Here is a 15,883-nt window from a genome sequence, read left to right on the forward strand (position 1 = left end):
CGTTGATTCTCAAGGAGTTTCGCGTTCCGTTGTCGCTGGAAGTGGGGCGCATTATAAGGGGATCTGAAACCCCGTCAACCCTTTATTTCAAATAACTGAAATATTTGGAGAAAAAGCCAATAGAAGGCCGCCCGGGGCCTGCGGCAACCCTGGCAGCTCCCAATCCCTTGCACACCCACCCCGCCAATGCGCACTATATTGCTCACCCTACGCGCACAACCACGGACCACCCACAACAATGAGCACCCCACCCCGCAGCCTGGCCGCCTTGCTGTTCCCTATCGGCCTCCTGCTGATCGCCATGGCATCCATCCAGTCTGGCGCCTCGCTGGCCAAGAGCATGTTCCCCATTGTCGGCGCCCAAGGCACCACCACTCTGCGCCTGATCTTCGCCAGCATCATCATGCTGCTGATACTGCGCCCTTGGCGCGCGCGCATGGACGCCAGCACCTGGCGCAGCGTGATCATCTACGGCATGGCCCTGGGTGGCATGAACTTCCTCTTCTATATGTCATTGCGTTCTGTCCCCCTGGGTGTCGCCGTAGCGTTGGAGTTCACCGGCCCACTCACCGTTGCACTGCTGGCCTCACGCCGGGCGCTGGACTTTGTCTGGATCGCGCTCGCCGTCGCCGGCTTGCTGTTGCTCATCCCAGTCGGCCAGACCGGCGCCAGCATCGACCCGATCGGCGCCCTCTATGCCCTGGGCGCTGGAGTCTGCTGGGCCCTGTACATTCTTTATGGGCAAAAGGCCGGCGCCGAGAACGGTATCCAGACTGCGGCCCTGGGCGTGGTGATCGCAGCACTGTTCGTCGCACCCATCGGCATCGTGCACGCCGGCAGCGCCTTGCTCACCCCCGCCCTTCTACCTGTAGCCTTGGCTGTCGCCGTTCTGTCCACGGCATTGCCCTACAGCCTGGAGATGGTCGCCCTGACCCGCATGCCCGCGCGAACCTTCGGCACCCTGATGAGCATCGAACCGGCTTTTGGCGCCTTGTCGGGCCTGCTCTTCCTAGGGGAAAAACTGACCCTCTGGCAATGGCTGGCCATCCTTGCCATCATCACCGCGTCGGTCGGCGCGACCTTGTCGATGAAACGCGATAGCCCCCCACCTGTAGCGGCCGACTGATTTGAGAAATATTTGCATTTGAGCGGCGTCGGCCTTGTACCGCTCGCCGCAGCTGACTTAAGCTGTCACAAAATCATAATCAAGACGCTATCTACTTGGCGGCAAAGGGATGCTGGGGAATCTCAAGGAAGACTCGAAGCGCTGACGACAGGCCCGCTCAAGCAGTCGGGCCCGCATAAGGACAGGAATGAAACGTATTTTGCTCATCCTGGCCATCTTGGCCATTGCTGGGTGTGCCGCTACGGCCAAGACCGAGGTGAAACGGGGAAAAAAGGGCCTGCATATCAATTGCTCGGGCCTCTCCTCCTCGTGGGACAAGTGTTACGCCAAGGCCGAAACCTCCTGCAGCGGCAAAGGCTACAAGGTGATCGCCCGCTCCGGTGACAACGACGAGGAGCCCGGTGACTACATCTTCGGCATCAACCCCGCCGGCTACACCAGCCGCAGCATGATCGTGATCTGCAAGTAGAAGCAAAAAAGGGCAGCCCGCAGGCTGCCCTTTTTCATTTTCGTATGACCTGCTTCAGATAGCCGCAGTGCGCTGCTCCAGCCATTGCAGCGCCTCACCGGCCAGCAGCGGTGCAAGCCGCTCGCGCACGCTCCAGTGATAACGGTTGAGCCACGCAGCATCCTCGCGCCCCAGCAGCTCCGGCAGCAGGCAGCGCGTGTCGATCGGGCACAAGGTCAAGGTTTCGAACTCCAGGAAGTCGCCGAACGCAGAGCTACCTGCCTCACGGTTGACCACCAGGTTCTCGATCCGCACGCCCCATTCCCCCGGCCGATAAGTACCTGGCTCGATGGAACTGATCATCCCCGGCTGCATGGCCGTCTGCGGCGTGGCGGGTGCCTGGAAGGCGATCACCTGTGGCCCTTCGTGCACGTTCATGAAATAACCCACGCCGTGCCCGGTGCCGTGGCCGTAGTCCACCTGGTCGGCCCAGATCGGCGCCCGCGCGATGGCGTCGAGCAGCGGCGACAGGATGCCACGCGGGTAGCGTGCCCGCGACAAAGCGATCATGCCCTTCAGCACGCGTGTGCAATCAGCCTTCTGTTCATACGTTGGCTCACCGATCGGCACCATCCGCGTAATGTCGGTGGTTCCCCCAAGGTACTGCCCACCTGAGTCGATCAGCAGCAGGCCATTGCCTTCAATAACCGCATGGGACTGCTCGGTGGCCCGGTAATGCGGCATCGCGCCATTGCCATTGAAGGCTGCGATGGTGGAAAAACTCAGCGAGACATAACCCGGCCGCCGGGCCCGGGCCGCCGTAAGTTGCTCATCGACGGTCAACTCGGTGATGCGTTCGCGGCCCAGGTTGGCTTCAAACCAGGCGAAGAACTCGCACAACGCCGCCCCGTCCTGCTCCATCACCTGGCGGATATGCACCAGGTCGGCCTCGCTTTTGCGGGACTTGCTCAGGGTCGTCGGGTTGATGCTCTCTACCAGGCGCACCTGCCCATCGAGCGCATCCACCAGGCCACAGGTGACCCGCGCTGGGTCCAGCAACAGGCTGCTGCCAGGTTCAATGGCTGCCAGGGCTTGCCCCACTTCATCGTACCCGCGCACCTCGATGCCATCGGCAGCCAGTACCTGACGCAGATGAGCGTCTACCTTGTCCGCCCCCACAAACAGCAAGGCCTTGCCCTGGCTGATCAAGGCAAAGGCGACGAACACCGGGTTGTAGGAGACGTCGCTCCCCCGCAGGTTGAACAACCAGGCAATGTCATCCAGCGTGGCGATGAAGTGCCAGTCGCCCCCCTTTTCGCGCAAACCAGCGCGCAAGGTGGCCAGTTTCTCGGCACGGCTGACCGTGGCATGGGGCGGCAGGTGCTGGTAAACCGGGTTGGCCGGCAATGCCGGCCGGTCGGCCCAGACCCGGCCAAGCAAATCGAGGTGGGTCAGCAGCCGTACCTCACGCGCCTTCAGGCGCTCGCTCAACTGCCGCGAGGCGGCCAGCGCCATCACCGCACCATCCACTGCAACGGCGCCCCCAGCGAGGGCGTGCTCGCCCAACCACTCAAGCGCCCCGGGCTGCCCCGGGCGCAACTTCATCAGTTCGATGCCACTGCCGTGCAGCTCATGTTCGGCTTGCTCCCAGTAGCGGCTGTCGACCCACAGCCCGGCGAACTGCGCGGTCACCACCAGCGTGCCCACCGAGCCATGGAAGCCGGACAACCACTGGCGCCCCTGCCAATAGCCCGGCAGGTACTCGGACAGGTGCGGGTCGGCCGACGGCACCAGCAGGGCATCGACGCCCTCGCCGGCCATCACCTCACGCACACGGGCCAGGCGTGCCGGCACACTTTCCAGAAGGGGGGACTGACTGTTCATGCACACTCCTGCGGGCTTATCTCGGCGGGTCCAGGCCGCCGATAATGGAACAGCCAGCCGACGCCCGCAATCACGCAGGCGACATCAAGGCAGGCTTTGCCGCAACTGCCCTGCCGACCGCCGGTCACCCGCTCTGAACTTGCCCAGCGCCGAACCTTCACAAACTCTACACAGGCAGCCGATGAGAGAAGCCCATGCAGACGAAGCACGCCGTGGTGCTGCTCGATACCCGCGAGCACACGCCCGAGCATGAGCATGCAGTCCACCTGAAGCTGGCCGACGGCCTGGCCCGGCTGTTAGCTGTCGAACGCCATGAGGTTGCCGAGCCGTCCCTGGATGGCAAGCGCTACTACTATCTCCCCACCGAGACGCTGCTTGAAACGTCGGACCAAACGCCGCCAGGCATCGACGATGAGGGCGACCTGTTCGGCGGCCTGGTCAGCCACCCGCACATGGCGACCAAGGCCATCTCCCATCCGTTGCCCGCGGGCGCCACATCTCCCCCAGGCTGGACCGATGCCTTCGCCCGGCAGGCCCGCGACGCCCTGCTGCGCGGCTACAGCGTATTTTCCAAAGCCGACGCCCGCCGCGCAGTTGCCCTGCTGCTCGGCAACGGCAAGGTACGCCTCAAGCCAGTGCTGGCCACCGCCGGCCGGGGCCAGCAAGTGCTTGAGCACATGGACCAGCTCGAAGCACTGCTCGCCCCCATGGACGACCAACAACTGGCGCTATGGGGCCTGGCGCTCGAAGAAGACCTGAGCGATGTCGAAACCTTCAGCGTCGGCCAGGTTCGCGTGGCCGGGCTGACCTTGAGCTACCACGGCACGCAACAGTTGACCCGCGACCACCAGGGCTGCGAAGTGTACGGAGGCTCCGACCTGATCGTCGTACGCGGCGGCTACGACGCCTTGCTGCAGCGGCCACTGCAAGATCACCTGCGCCTGGCGGTCAACCAGGCGGTGGCCTACGAGCAAGCCGCCGAAATGCACTTTCCCACCTTCGTCGTCTCCCGGCGCAACTACGACATCGCCCGCGGCCGCGACGCCAAAGGCCACCTGCGCAGCGGCGTGCTCGAGCAATCCTGGCGCATTGGCGGCGCCAGCAGCGCCGAGCTTCTGGCCCTGCAGGCGTTCGCCGACGACCCGGCCCTGCAACAACTGCGCGCATCAACTCACGAGGTGTTCGGCACAGCGCAACTACCCGCCGACGCCACACTCTTCTACCAGGGGGATGACAGTGAACTCGGACAACTCTGCAAATACGCACGGATACGCGAGCATGACCATCGAGAGTGAAAACATCGAGCTGAAGGTCCAGGGCGAGAGCATCGCCGGCACCCTGGTCAGCCCCGGCAGCCGCATGCCCGGCATTCTCTTCGTGCACGGCTGGGGCGGCAGCCAGCAGCGCGACCTGGCCCGGGCGCGGCAGATCACCGGGCTTGGCTGTGTGTGCATGACCTTCGACCTGCGCGGCCACGAAAAGACCGCAAGCCAGCGCCTGACCGTCACCCGCGAACAGAACCTCGATGACCTGCTGGCCGCCTACGACCTGCTGGCCGGCCACCCCAGCGTCGACCCCGGCGCCATCGCCGTGATCGGCAGCAGCTATGGCGGCTACCTGGCCACCCTGCTCACCGCCCGGCGTACGGTGAAGTGGCTGGCGTTGCGGGTACCGGCGCTGTACTGGGATGATGAGTGGAACATGCCCAAGCAAGGGCTCGACCGCCAGCGCCTGAACGACTACCGCCGCCGTGCCCTGGGCCCGGCCGACAACCGCGCCCTTGGTGCCTGCGCCGAGTTCGCCGGCGACGTGCTGCTGGTGGAATCCGAACAGGACGACTACGTACCCCACGACACCCTGATGAGCTACCGCTCAGCGTTCGTCAGCGCCCATTCACTGACCCATCGCATCGTCGACGGCGCCGACCATGCGCTGTCCAGCGAAGAAAGCCAGAAAGCCTACAGCGCAATGCTCACCGCCTGGGTCAGCGAAATGGTCATCGGTGCGCGCCTGGACCGTTACCCGCACTACGCGCCGTGGTACGCCTGAACCTCGCCCACCTGGCAGTGCAAACCGCCATCAGCCCCGCGCACCAGGCTGCGCAGGGCCTGGTACGCAGCAAAGTTCACGCCCCGCGCCTGGTGCTGACCCAGCAGTGCCAGGAACGGCTCCTCGACAAAGGCCTCGGCCGCTGCGGCCCAAACCTCGCGTGAACGCCATTGCAGGTACTGCAACACCCGGCAGCCGTCGTCACTGGCCTGGATACTGACCCCCTCAAGGCCCTCGCAACGTAGCGCCAGTTGCTCGCAACGCACCACCAGCGCCTGCGCCAAGGCGCCCTGCCGATCCGGCGGCACGTCGTACTCGATCATCTGGGTAAACCACAGGGAATGGGCATGTGCCGTCATCGACCGTCTCCTCGCTTGGGGCTGTTGCAGCCTGTTGCCGCGCAGGGTAAAACCTCTAGCTAACTCAAGGTCAAGGATTTTATCCATGAAGACGCCCTCCCCCGGCGAACGCCTGCTCAGTGTCGGGCAACTGGCTGCGCGCAGCGGTGTGGCAGTGACCGCCCTGCACTTCTACGAAACCAAGGGCCTGATCCACAGCACCCGCAACGCCGGCAACCAACGCCGCTACCCGCGCGCGGTGCTGCGGCGGGTAGCGGTGATCAAAATGGCCCAGCGCCTCGGTATTCCCCTGGCCGACATCGCCCAGGCCCTGGCCGCCCTGCCCCGTGACCACACCCCCAGCGCCGAGGACTGGCAGCGCCTGTCGCAGCGTTGGCGCCAGGACCTGGACAAGCGCATCGAAGAACTCACCCTGCTGCGTGACCAGCTCGACGGCTGCATCGGCTGCGGCTGCCTGTCGCTCAAGGAGTGCCCGCTGCGCAACCACCACGACCGCCTGGGCGAGGCCGGCCCCGGCCCGCACATGGGCTGATGCTCAGGTGCTGCCCACCGCAAAACGCCGCCGATAGTCGCTGGGGGTCATGCCGGTCAGGCGCTGGAACACCTTGCGAAAGGCGCCTGGGTCCTGATAGCCAACGCCCCAGGCGATCTGATCGACACTGCGCCGGGTGAATTCCAGCAGCCTGCAGGCACGCCCCACCCTCACTTGCTGGGCATATTCGGTCGGGCGCAGGCCGGTGGCAGCGCGAAAGCGACGCAGGAAGGTCCGAGGCTCCAACCCTGCACAACGGGCCATTTCAGCCAGCCCCGCATCGCGCCCGGCCTCGCCCTGCAGCCAATGCTGCACCCGCAGCACCGCCTCGTCGCCGTGTTCCAGCCGCGGGGTGAACAAAGCCCCTGGCAAAGGTGCCGGCGTCGGCTCGACTGCCAGATAACGGGCTGTTTCGCGGGCCAGGGTGTGGCCCAGAAAACGCTCCAGCAGATGCAGCCCCAGGTCGGTCCAGGCCATCAGCCCTGCCGAGGTGACGATATCGCCGTCATCCAGCAACGGCTGGCTGGCCGCCACCTGTACTTTGGGAAAGCGCTCGCTCAAGGCCTGGGCGTAGTTCCAGTGGGTGCAGGCCGCGCGCCCATCCAGCAGGCCGCTGCCAGCGATCAGAAACACCCCGATGCACACCGACGCCAACACCGTACCTTGCCCATGCAACTGGCGCAGCGCTGCCCCATGGGCTGCCAGCAGCGCGTTAGAGGGCGCCGCTGCCAGGCTCGGCGGGATCAGCATCACCCTGAGCCCATGGCCGGGCTGTGGCAGGCTGTCGTGAACAACCTGCAGTTGCGCGCTTTCATCCAACTGCCAATGGCTCACCCGCAACAACGGCAAGCCGTGCTCGCCCAGCTCGCCCGCCACCCGGTTGGCCACCGCGAACAGGTCGGTCAGGCCATGCACCGCAGCGCTCTGTGCCCCCGGGTAAACCAGGATGCCGATTTCCAGGCTGTCAGTTTTTGCCGTCATTGTGTCGCTCGCGCCAATCCCAAGACCGATCAGGCAAGCCTATAACTATCGTCAGTTCTTCACTACTGCCGCAGGAGGCACCATGAGCAAGCAGGCCCTGATTCTCATCGACATCCAGAACGATTACTTCCCCGGTGGCAAATGGACCCTCGACGGCGCCGAAGCCGCCGCCGACAACGCTGCCCGGCTGTTGGCCGCCGCTCGTGAGCGGGGCGACCTGGTGGTGCACGTGCGCCATGAGTTCGCCGACGCCGATGCACCGTTTTTCGCCCCAGGCTCCCAAGGCGCCGAGATTCACCCAAAGGTCGCGCCAGCCGCTGGCGAGCCCGTGGTACTCAAGCACCAGGTCAACAGCTTTCGTGACACCAACCTCAAGCAGGTGCTCGACCAGCACGGCATCGCCACGCTGACTCTCGCCGGCAGCATGAGCCACATGTGCATCGATGCCGCGGCACGCGCCGCCGCTGATTTTGGCTATGCAGTGAATGTGGCCCACGATGCCTGCGCCACCCTGGCGCTGGATTTCGGCGGCAGGCAGGTCGCTGCCCGTGACGTGCATGACTCGGCCATGGCTGCCCTGGCGTTCGCTTATGCCAACGTCGCCGGCACCATTGAGCTGCTCAAAGGCTAAATGACCACGTTGCGCACAAAGCGCACTGGCAACGCCCCGTCATTGCGGTAGGCGTAACGGCAATCGCTGGGGAATACATGGAACTGGCCGCTGTGCAAGCGGTGCTCGGCACCTTCGATCAGCAACGTAAGCTGCCCTTCGGCCACGTAGATCTGCTCGCTCCAGCCCGCTGCATCGGCTTCGCTGGTGTAGTGCTCACCTGGGGCCAGGGTCCACTCCCACAATTCCACCTCGCGCCGCGCCGGGCTGCTGCCCAGCAGTACCGCCCGGCTGCCAGGGTGCTCACCGGCCCAGGCCAGCTCGTCGATACGGCTGGGGTCGCGCTGATCGGGCGCCTGGATCAGGGTACTGAAGGCCACCCCAAGCGCTTCGCCGATCAGGTCCAGGGTCGTCAGGCTGACATTTTTCTCGCCCGCCTCGATGGCCACCAGCATGCGCCGGCTCACGCCGGAGCGTTCGGCCAGCGCGGCCTGGCTCAGGCCGGCATCGCCACGCAGGCGACGCACGTTGTGGCTGACATGCTGCAGCACCGAGGCACGCTGCGTGGAATCTTTGTGCACTATATTGCTCACTCGCTCAGGTTGCGCAGTATACTGCCCACTTTGCGGCGAATTGTGCGCCGCCCCAGCCGAGCAAGCAAGACCATGAACCAGACCACCCCGGCCAAACCCGCCATCACCTTCCGCCTGAGCAAGGCCGAACTGGTGCTGGTGTTCATCACCATGCTCTGGGGCGGCACCTTCCTCATCGTGCACAACGTCATGACCGTCAGCGGGCCGATGTTCTTCGTCGGCCTGCGCTTCGCCGCTGCGGCGCTGTTCGTCGGCCTGGTCTCGGCGCGCGCGCTGCCGGGGCTGACCTTCACCGAACTCAAGGCCGGGATGCTCATCGGCGTCACCATCATGCTCGGCTACGGCCTGCAGACCATGGGCTTGCAAACCATCAGCAGCAGCCAGTCGGCATTCATCACCGCGCTCTACGTGCCCTTCGTGCCGCTGCTGCAATGGCTGGTGCTCGGCCGCCGCCCAGGGTTGATGCCGAGCGTAGGCATCTGCCTGGCATTCGCCGGCCTGATGCTGCTGGCAGGCCCCGAGGGCGGCGCCCTGCATTTTAGCGAAGGCGAACTGGTGACCCTGGTCAGCGCGGTGGCCATCGCCGGCGAAATCATCCTCATCAGCCGCTATGCAGGCTCCGTCGATGTGCGCCGGGTCACCGTGGTGCAGTTGGCCACCGCCTCGGCCTTGGCGTTCCTGATGATCGTGCCCACCCAGGAGCACCTGCCCGACTTCTCCTGGCTGCTGCTGATCAGTGCCATCGGCCTGGGCGCCATGAGCGCGGTGATTCAGGTGGCGATGAACTGGGCGCAGAAATCGGTCTCGCCGACCCGCGCCACCCTGATCTATGCCGGCGAGCCAGTCTGGGCCGGGGTGGTCGGGCGCATCGCTGGCGAGCGCTTGCCGGGCGTGGCGTTGATCGGCGGGCTGCTGATCGTGCTGGCAGTGGTGGTCAGCGAGCTGAAGGTCCGCCGCCGCAGTGAGGTACGCGACAAGCAGGAAGAAGCCGCCCCCCTGTAGGAGCCGGCTTGCCGGCGATCACCGGTAAAGCCGGTGCCATCCACCCCCAGCCCCTGCCAGATCGCTGACACGCACGAGGCTGCTCGCACATTCCCCCCTGCCCGCTATCCTTGTAAAAAACTGTTATAAAAAAACAGCTTGTCACAGCGCATTTGTAGGATTTCGCAACCGCTTACGTGTTGGTGATACACCCCCCGGCACGTATGATCCTTGGCAAACCTCTCCAGATCAGAACGCTATGTCATTGATTGTGCTATTGCTTCTGCCCTTCGTGGGCAGTTGCCTGGCGGCCGTGCTGCCGCACAACGCACGCAACGCCGAGTCCATTCTTGCCGGGCTCGTGGCCTTGGTCGGTACCGTCCAGGTGGCGTTGCTGTACCCACAGGTCGCCCATGGCGGCGTCATCCGCGAAGAACTGCTGTGGCTGCCCAGCCTGGGCATGAACCTGGTCCTGCGCATGGACGGCTTCGCCTGGCTGTTCAGCCTGCTGATCTTGGGCATCGGCACCCTGGTGTCGCTGTACGCCCGCTACTACATGTCGCCCCAGGACCCGGTGCCGCGCTTCTTTGCGTTCTTTCTGGCGTTCATGGGCGCCATGCTCGGCCTGGTGATATCCGGCAACCTCATCCAGCTGGTGTTCTTCTGGGAGCTCACCAGCCTGTTCTCGTTCCTGCTGATCGGTTATTGGCACCACCGCGCCGATGCCCGCCGCGGCGCCTACATGGCGCTGATGGTCACCGGCGCCGGCGGCCTGTGCCTGCTGGTCGGCGCCCTGCTGCTGGGCCACGTGGTCGGCAGCTACGACCTCGACAAGGTACTGGCTGCCGGTGATGTCATTCGCCAGCACGCCCTGTACCCGGTACTGCTGCCGCTGATCCTGGTCGGCGCCCTGAGCAAGAGCGCGCAGTTCCCCTTCCAGTTCTGGTTGCCCCACGCCATGGCCGCACCCACCCCGGTGTCGGCTTACCTGCACTCGGCCACCATGGTCAAGGCCGGGGTATTTCTGCTGGCGCGGCTGTGGCCGGTACTGTCCGGCAGCGAGGAGTGGTTCTGGATCGTCGGCGGTGCCGGCGCCGCCACCCTGCTGCTCGGCGCCTTCGCCGCGATGTTCCAGAACGACCTCAAGGGCCTGCTGGCCTACTCGACCATCAGCCATCTGGGCCTGATCACCCTGCTGCTGGGCCTGAACAGCCCGCTGGCGGCCGTGGCCGCCGTGTTCCACATTCTCAACCACGCTACATTCAAAGCTTCGCTATTCATGGCCGCCGGCATCATCGACCACGAAAGCGGCACCCGTGACATCCGCCGCCTCAGCGGCCTGTTCCGCCTGGTGCCCTTCACCGCCACCCTGGCCATGGTCGCCAGCGCCTCGATGGCCGGCGTGCCGCTGATGAACGGCTTCCTCTCCAAAGAGATGTTCTTTGCCGAAACCGTGTTCATCAGCTCCACCGCCTGGGTCGAGGCCGCCCTGCCGGTCATCGCCACCCTGGCCGGCACCTTCAGCGTGGCCTATGCACTGCGCTTTACCGTCGATGTGTTCTTCGGCCCCAAGGCCGAAGACCTGCCGCACACCCCCCACGAGCCACCGCGCTGGATGCGCGCCCCGGTCGAATTGCTGGTACTCACTTGCCTGGTAGTCGGCATCTTCCCGGCGCAATCGGTCGGCCCGCTGCTGGCCGCCGCCGCCCTGCCGGTGGTCGGCGGCACCCTGCCGGAGTACAGCCTGGCCATCTGGCACGGCTGGAACGCGCCGTTGATCATGAGCCTGATCGCCATGTGCGGCGGCATCGTCCTCTACCTGCTGCTGCGCAAGCAGCTGCAACGCGGCCGCTTCCCCTACCCGCCACTGATCGAGCGTTTCAACGGCAAGCGCCTGTTCGAGCACGGCCTGGTGCGCCTGATGCTGCTGGCCCGCCACCTCGAGCGCCTGCTGACCACCCGCCGCCTGCAGGTGCAGCTGTTCATGCTGGTACTGGCAGCCTTCATCGCCGGCCTCACGCCGCTGCTGTACAGCGGCCTGAGCTGGGGCGACCGGCCAAAAATCCCGGGTTCCGGGGTGTTCGTCGCGCTGTGGCTGATCGCCATCGCCTGTGCCATCGGCGCCGCCTACCAGGCCAAGTACCACCGCCTGGCCGCATTGATCATGGTCAGCGTCTGCGGCCTGATGACCTGCATCACCTTCGTCTGGTTCTCCGCCCCCGACCTTGCCCTGACGCAACTGGCGGTCGAAGTGGTGACCACCGTGCTCATCCTGCTCGGCCTGCGCTGGCTGCCGCGGCGGATCGAAGGCGTCTCGCCACTGCCCGGCAGCCGCGACCGCGCCCGCCTGCGCCGCCTGCGCGACCTGGTGCTGGCGGTGCTGGTAGGTGGCGGCATGGCGCTGCTGTCCTACGCCATGCTCACTCGCCCAACCCCCAACGACATCTCCTCGTTCTACCTCAGCCGCGCCTTGCCGCAAGGCGGCGGCACCAACGTGGTCAATGTCATGCTGGTGGACTTCCGCGGCTTCGACACCTTGGGCGAGATCACCGTGCTGGTGGCCGTGGCCCTGACCGTGTTCGCCCTGCTGCGCCGCTTCCGCCCGCCCAAAGAGAGCATGCAGTTGCCCGCCCAGCAGCGCCAGCTGGCACCGGACGTGGTCACCGACCTGGTCAACCCGCGCCATGCCACCGACACCGCCCTCGGCTTCATGATGGTGCCGGCAGCGCTGGTGCGCCTGCTGCTGCCGATTGCCCTGCTGGTGTCGATGTACCTGTTCATGCGCGGGCACAACCAGCCGGGCGGCGGTTTTGTCGCTGGCCTGGTGATGTCGGTGGCGTTCATCCTGCAGTACATGGTCGCCGGCACCCAATGGGTCGAGGCGCAGATGAGCCTGCGCCCGCTGCGCTGGATGGGTACCGGGCTGCTTTGCGCCACCCTGACCGGGGCCGGCGCGATGCTGCTCGGCTACCCCTTCCTCACCACCCACACCGCGCACCTGCACCTGCCGCTGCTGGGTGACATCCACGTGGCCAGCGCGCTGTTCTTCGACATCGGCGTGTACAGCGTGGTGGTCGGCTCGACCCTGCTCATCCTCACCGCGCTGGCGCACCAGTCAGTACGTGCCTACCGCCCCGGCAATCCTGCCAAGTCCAGCCAAGCAGGAGCCGCCTGATGGAAGAAGTCATTGCAGTCGCCATCGGCGTGCTGGCCGCCTCGGGGGTGTGGTTGATCCTGCGCCCGCGTACCTACCAGGTAATCATGGGCCTGTGCCTGCTGTCGTACGGGGTCAACCTGTTCATCTTCAGCATGGGCAGCCTGTTCATCGGCAAGGAGCCGATCATCAAGGACGGCGTCACCCAGGATTTGCTGCACTACACCGACCCGCTGCCCCAGGCCCTGGTGCTCACTGCCATCGTCATCAGCTTCGCCATGACCGCGCTGTTTCTGGTGGTGCTGCTGGCATCGCGCGGCCTGACCGGTACCGACCACGTAGACGGCCGGGAGCGTGACGAATGAGTGGCATGAGCCAACTGATCATCGCGCCGATCCTGCTGCCGCTGGTCACCGCAGCCCTGATGCTGCTGATCGGCGAGAAACACCGCTGGCTCAAGGCCCGGCTCAACCTGCTGTCCACTTTCTGCGGGCTGGCCATCGCCGTGTCGCTGCTGCTGTGGGTACGTACCCAGGGCCAGGCCGAGTCCATCGGCGTCTACCTTCCCGGCAATTGGCCGGCGCCGTTCGGCATCGTGCTGGTGGTCGATCACCTGTCGGCGTTGCTGCTGGTGCTCACCGGCATCGTCGGCAGCAGTGCACTGTTGTTCGCCCGGGCCCGCTGGGACGGCGCCGGGGCCAGCTTCCACGCGCTGTTCCAGATCCAGTTGATGGGCCTGTACGGCGCCTTCCTCACCGCCGACCTGTTCAACCTGTTCGTGTTCTTCGAAGTGCTGCTGGCGGCCTCCTACGGCCTGCTGTTGCATGGCTCGGGCCGGGCACGGGTCAAGGCCGGCCTGCACTACATCGCCATCAACCTGTTCGCCTCGTCGCTGTTTCTGGTGGGCGCCGCCATGCTCTACGGCGTCACCGGCACCCTGAACATGGCCGACCTGGCGCTGAAGATCCCGCTGGTACCCGAAGCAGACCGTGGCCTGCTGCACGCCGGTGCAGCAATTCTGGCCATCGCGTTTCTGGCCAAAGCCGGCATCTGGCCGCTGAACTTCTGGCTGGTGCCGGCCTACTCGTCGGCCAGCGCCCCGGTGGCTGCGCTGTTCGCCATCATGACCAAGGTCGGCCTGTACGCCGTGCTGCGCCTGTGGAGCCTGCTGTTCTCCGGGCAGGCCGGGGCCTCGGCGCATTTCGGCGGTGACTGGCTGGTGTACGGCGGCCTGGTGACCCTGGCCGTGGCCGCCGCCTCGATCCTCGCCGCCCAGCGCCTGGAACGCCTGGCGGCGTTGAGCATCCTGGTCTCAGCCGGCACCCTGCTGGCCGCCGTAGGCTTCGGCCAGCCGGTACTGACCGGCGCTGCGCTGTTCTACCTGGCCAGCTCCACTTTGGCGCTGTGTGCACTGTTCCTGCTGGCCGAACTGGTGGAGCGCTCGCGCTCGGCCAACGAAGCGCCGCTGGACGATGAAGAAGACGCCATGCCGTCGCCACTGGAGTCGCTGCACCCACCCAAGGGCATCAACCTGGACGACGAGCAAAAGGCAGTGATCGGCCAGATCATCCCCTGGACCATGGCCTTCCTCGGTTTGAGCTTCATCGCCTGCGCCTTGCTGATCATCGGCATGCCGCCGCTGTCGGGCTTCATCGGCAAGCTCAACCTGATCAGCGCGCTGTTCAACCCGCAAGGGCTCGGGGTCGCCCCGCAGCAGCCGCTGGGCACGGCTGGCTGGACCTTGGTCACCCTGCTGGTGCTGTCGGGCATGGCGGCACTGATCGCCTTTGGCCGGGTCGGCATCCAGCGCTTCTGGAAGCCCGAAGAACGCCCTTCGCCACGGCTGCGTCGCTATGAATGCCTGCCCATCGTGATGCTGCTGGGCCTGTGCATCTTCCTGAGCCTCAAGGCCGAGCCGCTGCTGCGCTACACCCAGGACACCGCCGCCGAACTGCAAGCCCCGGACGCCTACATCAACGCGGTCATGGCCACCCGCCCGCTGCCCGGCCCGACCACTGCCAGCGCCGAGGTGCAGCCATGAACCGCCTGTTCCCCGCCCCGCTGCTGTCGGTCTCGCTGTTCGTGCTGTGGCTGCTGCTGAACCTCTCGGTGAGCCCGGGCAACCTGCTGCTGGGCGCCGCCCTGGGGCTCCTGGCGCCGATACTCATGGCCCCGCTGCGCCCGCAGCACGCCCATGTGCGCCGCCCGCTGGTGATCGCCCGGCTGATCGCCCGGGTCGGCATCGACGTGATCCACTCCAACCTGTTGGTGGCCCGCGGCGTGCTGTTTGCCGGTAGCCGGCCGCCGCGCTCGGCCTTCGTGCATATTCCACTGGCGCTGCGCGACGCCCACGGCCTGGCTGCCCTGTCGATGATCACCACGGTGGTGCCCGGCACGGTCTGGTCGGAACTAGCCCTGGACCGTAGCGTCCTGCTGCTGCACGTGTTCGACCTGGAAGACGAAGCAGCCTTCATCGAACACTTCAAGCACACCTACGAACGCCCGCTGATGGAGATTTTCGAATGAGCGGCCTGTTAGCCAACGCCGTCCTCGCCAGCCTGTTCATCTTCGCTATCGCCATGGGCCTGGCGCTGATCCGGCTGTTCCGCGGCCCCTCTGCCCAGGACCGGGTACTGGCCCTGGACTACCTGTACATCCTGGCCATGCTGATGATGCTGGTGCTGGGCATCCGCTACGCCAGCGACACTTACTTCGAAGGCGCGCTGCTGATTGCCCTGTTCGGCTTCGTCGGCTCGTTCGCCCTGGCCAAGTTCCTGCTGCGCGGCGAGGTGATCGAATGACCGAAGCAATGCAATTGCCGTTCTGGCTGGAGTTGTCGGTGGCCGCCCTGCTGCTGCTCGGCAGCCTGTTCGCCCTGATCGGCGCCATCGGGCTGCTGCGGCTGAAGGACTTCTTCCAGCGCATGCACCCACCGGCACTGGCCTCGACCATCGGCGCCTGGTGCGTGGCGCTGGCTTCGATCCTGTACTTCTCGATGCTCAAGCAAAGCCCGGTGCTGCACGCCTGGCTGATCCCGATCCTGCTGTCGATCACCGTGCCGGTGACCACCTTGCTGCTGGCCCGGGCAGCACTGTTTCGCAAACGCACCAGCGGCGAGGCGGTACCGGACGAAGTCAGCAGCGGCCACGACCGCGGTAACTGACCC

The 15,883-nt window shown here is 65.6% G+C and carries 17 protein-coding genes; 13 read left to right on the forward strand and 4 right to left on the reverse strand.

The genetic code is table 11. The features are described 5' to 3' along the window. Window positions 1–238: 238 nt before the first annotated feature. On the forward strand, window positions 239–1,126 hold the full coding sequence (gene rhtA / locus ACI2KK_RS22785; protein ID WP_404670714.1) for a threonine/homoserine exporter RhtA: 888 nt from the start codon (window positions 239–241) through the stop codon (window positions 1,124–1,126). A gap of 187 nt (window positions 1,127–1,313) precedes the next feature. Beyond that, entirely contained in the window at window positions 1,314–1,595 is a 282-nt protein-coding gene (locus ACI2KK_RS22790) for a hypothetical protein (RefSeq protein WP_217885695.1), read from the forward strand. Between the two features lie 54 nt (window positions 1,596–1,649). On the opposite strand, the gene ACI2KK_RS22795 is transcribed toward ACI2KK_RS22790, so the two are convergent. Then, complete coding sequence (locus tag ACI2KK_RS22795) at window positions 1,650–3,458, reverse strand: aminopeptidase P family protein (protein ID WP_404670715.1); 1,809 nt, start codon at window positions 3,456–3,458, stop codon at window positions 1,650–1,652. Window positions 3,459–3,652: 194 nt separating this feature from the next. On the opposite strand from ACI2KK_RS22795, the gene ACI2KK_RS22800 reads away from it, so the two are divergent. After that, window positions 3,653–4,753 carry a DUF3182 family protein gene (locus tag ACI2KK_RS22800; protein ID WP_404670716.1) on the forward strand — a complete coding sequence of 367 codons (1,101 nt, stop codon included), beginning with the start codon at window positions 3,653–3,655 and terminating at the stop codon, window positions 4,751–4,753. Further along, a complete protein-coding gene (locus tag ACI2KK_RS22805) occupies window positions 4,737–5,507 on the forward strand; it encodes an alpha/beta hydrolase family protein (protein ID WP_404670717.1) in 771 nt (256 codons plus the stop codon). Before ACI2KK_RS22800 ends, ACI2KK_RS22805 begins: the two co-directional genes overlap by 17 nt. Here the strand turns inward: ACI2KK_RS22805 and ACI2KK_RS22810 are convergent. Continuing rightward, window positions 5,486–5,866: an antibiotic biosynthesis monooxygenase gene (locus ACI2KK_RS22810; protein WP_404670718.1), complete on the reverse strand. Its 381-nt coding sequence runs from the start codon at window positions 5,864–5,866 to the stop codon at window positions 5,486–5,488. The two genes, ACI2KK_RS22805 and ACI2KK_RS22810, sit on opposite strands and share 22 nt — an antisense overlap. 85 nt (window positions 5,867–5,951) lie before the next feature. Between ACI2KK_RS22810 and soxR the strand changes: the two genes are divergently transcribed. Further along, complete coding sequence (gene soxR / locus ACI2KK_RS22815) at window positions 5,952–6,398, forward strand: redox-sensitive transcriptional activator SoxR (RefSeq protein WP_404670719.1); 447 nt, start codon at window positions 5,952–5,954, stop codon at window positions 6,396–6,398. A gap of 3 nt (window positions 6,399–6,401) precedes the next feature. Here the strand turns inward: soxR and ACI2KK_RS22820 are convergent, their stop codons facing one another. Further along, window positions 6,402–7,379 (reverse strand): GlxA family transcriptional regulator, encoded by a 978-nt coding sequence (locus ACI2KK_RS22820; protein WP_404670720.1) that lies wholly within the window; start codon window positions 7,377–7,379, stop codon window positions 6,402–6,404. An 82-nt stretch (window positions 7,380–7,461) separates the two neighbouring features. On the opposite strand from ACI2KK_RS22820, the gene ACI2KK_RS22825 reads away from it, so the two are divergent. Next, the gene (locus ACI2KK_RS22825; RefSeq protein ID WP_404670721.1) at window positions 7,462–8,010 is read left to right on the forward strand and encodes a cysteine hydrolase family protein; all 549 of its coding nucleotides are present in this window, start codon (window positions 7,462–7,464) and stop codon (window positions 8,008–8,010) included. Here the strand turns inward: ACI2KK_RS22825 and ACI2KK_RS22830 are convergent. After that, entirely contained in the window at window positions 8,007–8,570 is a 564-nt protein-coding gene (locus tag ACI2KK_RS22830) for a helix-turn-helix domain-containing protein (protein WP_404670722.1), read from the reverse strand. The genes ACI2KK_RS22825 and ACI2KK_RS22830 overlap by 4 nt on opposite strands. Window positions 8,571–8,654: 84 nt before the next feature. On the opposite strand from ACI2KK_RS22830, the gene ACI2KK_RS22835 reads away from it, so the two are divergent. From ACI2KK_RS22835 to ACI2KK_RS22865, 7 genes are all read left to right on the forward strand, one after another. Beyond that, window positions 8,655–9,584, forward strand: coding sequence for a DMT family transporter (locus tag ACI2KK_RS22835; RefSeq protein ID WP_404670723.1), 930 nt, complete (start codon window positions 8,655–8,657; stop codon window positions 9,582–9,584). 238 nt (window positions 9,585–9,822) lie between these two features. Continuing rightward, the gene (locus ACI2KK_RS22840) at window positions 9,823–12,738 is read left to right on the forward strand and encodes a monovalent cation/H+ antiporter subunit A (RefSeq protein ID WP_404670724.1); all 2,916 of its coding nucleotides are present in this window, start codon (window positions 9,823–9,825) and stop codon (window positions 12,736–12,738) included. Continuing rightward, window positions 12,738–13,082 carry a Na+/H+ antiporter subunit C gene (locus tag ACI2KK_RS22845; RefSeq protein ID WP_003250128.1) on the forward strand — a complete coding sequence of 115 codons (345 nt, stop codon included), beginning with the start codon at window positions 12,738–12,740 and terminating at the stop codon, window positions 13,080–13,082. Before ACI2KK_RS22840 ends, ACI2KK_RS22845 begins: the two co-directional genes overlap by 1 nt. Continuing rightward, complete coding sequence (locus ACI2KK_RS22850) at window positions 13,079–14,758, forward strand: monovalent cation/H+ antiporter subunit D (protein ID WP_404670725.1); 1,680 nt, start codon at window positions 13,079–13,081, stop codon at window positions 14,756–14,758. The genes ACI2KK_RS22845 and ACI2KK_RS22850 overlap by 4 nt, the downstream gene beginning before the upstream one ends. Continuing rightward, window positions 14,755–15,243, forward strand: a complete 489-nt coding sequence (locus ACI2KK_RS22855) for a Na+/H+ antiporter subunit E (protein WP_404670726.1) — start codon at window positions 14,755–14,757, stop codon at window positions 15,241–15,243. The genes ACI2KK_RS22850 and ACI2KK_RS22855 overlap by 4 nt, the downstream gene beginning before the upstream one ends. Beyond that, window positions 15,240–15,518 (forward strand): K+/H+ antiporter subunit F, encoded by a 279-nt coding sequence (locus ACI2KK_RS22860; RefSeq protein WP_217839395.1) that lies wholly within the window; start codon window positions 15,240–15,242, stop codon window positions 15,516–15,518. The genes ACI2KK_RS22855 and ACI2KK_RS22860 overlap by 4 nt, the downstream gene beginning before the upstream one ends. Then, window positions 15,515–15,880 carry a Na+/H+ antiporter subunit G gene (locus ACI2KK_RS22865; RefSeq protein ID WP_217839396.1) on the forward strand — a complete coding sequence of 122 codons (366 nt, stop codon included), beginning with the start codon at window positions 15,515–15,517 and terminating at the stop codon, window positions 15,878–15,880. The genes ACI2KK_RS22860 and ACI2KK_RS22865 overlap by 4 nt, the downstream gene beginning before the upstream one ends. Window positions 15,881–15,883: the final 3 nt, after the last annotated feature.

This window comes from Pseudomonas sp. NPDC089406 (genome assembly GCF_044900265.1).
In the GTDB taxonomy this organism is placed as follows: domain Bacteria; phylum Pseudomonadota; class Gammaproteobacteria; order Pseudomonadales; family Pseudomonadaceae; genus Aquipseudomonas; species Aquipseudomonas fakonensis.

What these genes read in the sequence shown, in the direction of transcription:
- ACI2KK_RS22790 (WP_217885695.1), top strand. Translation starts at nt 1,314, where the DNA reads ATGAAACGTATTTTGCTCATCCTGGCCATCTTGGCCATTGCTGGGTGT.
- ACI2KK_RS22850 (WP_404670725.1), top strand. Translation starts at nt 13,079, where the DNA reads ATGAGTGGCATGAGCCAACTGATCATCGCGCCGATCCTGCTGCCGCTG.
- rhtA (WP_404670714.1), top strand. Translation starts at nt 239, where the DNA reads ATGAGCACCCCACCCCGCAGCCTGGCCGCCTTGCTGTTCCCTATCGGC.
- soxR (WP_404670719.1), top strand. Translation starts at nt 5,952, where the DNA reads ATGAAGACGCCCTCCCCCGGCGAACGCCTGCTCAGTGTCGGGCAACTG.
- ACI2KK_RS22805 (WP_404670717.1), top strand. Translation starts at nt 4,737, where the DNA reads ATGACCATCGAGAGTGAAAACATCGAGCTGAAGGTCCAGGGCGAGAGC.
- ACI2KK_RS22860 (WP_217839395.1), top strand. Translation starts at nt 15,240, where the DNA reads ATGAGCGGCCTGTTAGCCAACGCCGTCCTCGCCAGCCTGTTCATCTTC.
- ACI2KK_RS22845 (WP_003250128.1), top strand. Translation starts at nt 12,738, where the DNA reads ATGGAAGAAGTCATTGCAGTCGCCATCGGCGTGCTGGCCGCCTCGGGG.
- ACI2KK_RS22840 (WP_404670724.1), top strand. Translation starts at nt 9,823, where the DNA reads ATGTCATTGATTGTGCTATTGCTTCTGCCCTTCGTGGGCAGTTGCCTG.
- ACI2KK_RS22800 (WP_404670716.1), top strand. Translation starts at nt 3,653, where the DNA reads ATGCAGACGAAGCACGCCGTGGTGCTGCTCGATACCCGCGAGCACACG.
- ACI2KK_RS22825 (WP_404670721.1), top strand. Translation starts at nt 7,462, where the DNA reads ATGAGCAAGCAGGCCCTGATTCTCATCGACATCCAGAACGATTACTTC.
- ACI2KK_RS22810 (WP_404670718.1), bottom strand. Translation starts at nt 5,866, where the DNA reads ATGACGGCACATGCCCATTCCCTGTGGTTTACCCAGATGATCGAGTAC.
- ACI2KK_RS22855 (WP_404670726.1), top strand. Translation starts at nt 14,755, where the DNA reads ATGAACCGCCTGTTCCCCGCCCCGCTGCTGTCGGTCTCGCTGTTCGTG.
- ACI2KK_RS22835 (WP_404670723.1), top strand. Translation starts at nt 8,655, where the DNA reads ATGAACCAGACCACCCCGGCCAAACCCGCCATCACCTTCCGCCTGAGC.
- ACI2KK_RS22820 (WP_404670720.1), bottom strand. Translation starts at nt 7,379, where the DNA reads ATGACGGCAAAAACTGACAGCCTGGAAATCGGCATCCTGGTTTACCCG.
- ACI2KK_RS22795 (WP_404670715.1), bottom strand. Translation starts at nt 3,458, where the DNA reads ATGAACAGTCAGTCCCCCCTTCTGGAAAGTGTGCCGGCACGCCTGGCC.
- ACI2KK_RS22865 (WP_217839396.1), top strand. Translation starts at nt 15,515, where the DNA reads ATGACCGAAGCAATGCAATTGCCGTTCTGGCTGGAGTTGTCGGTGGCC.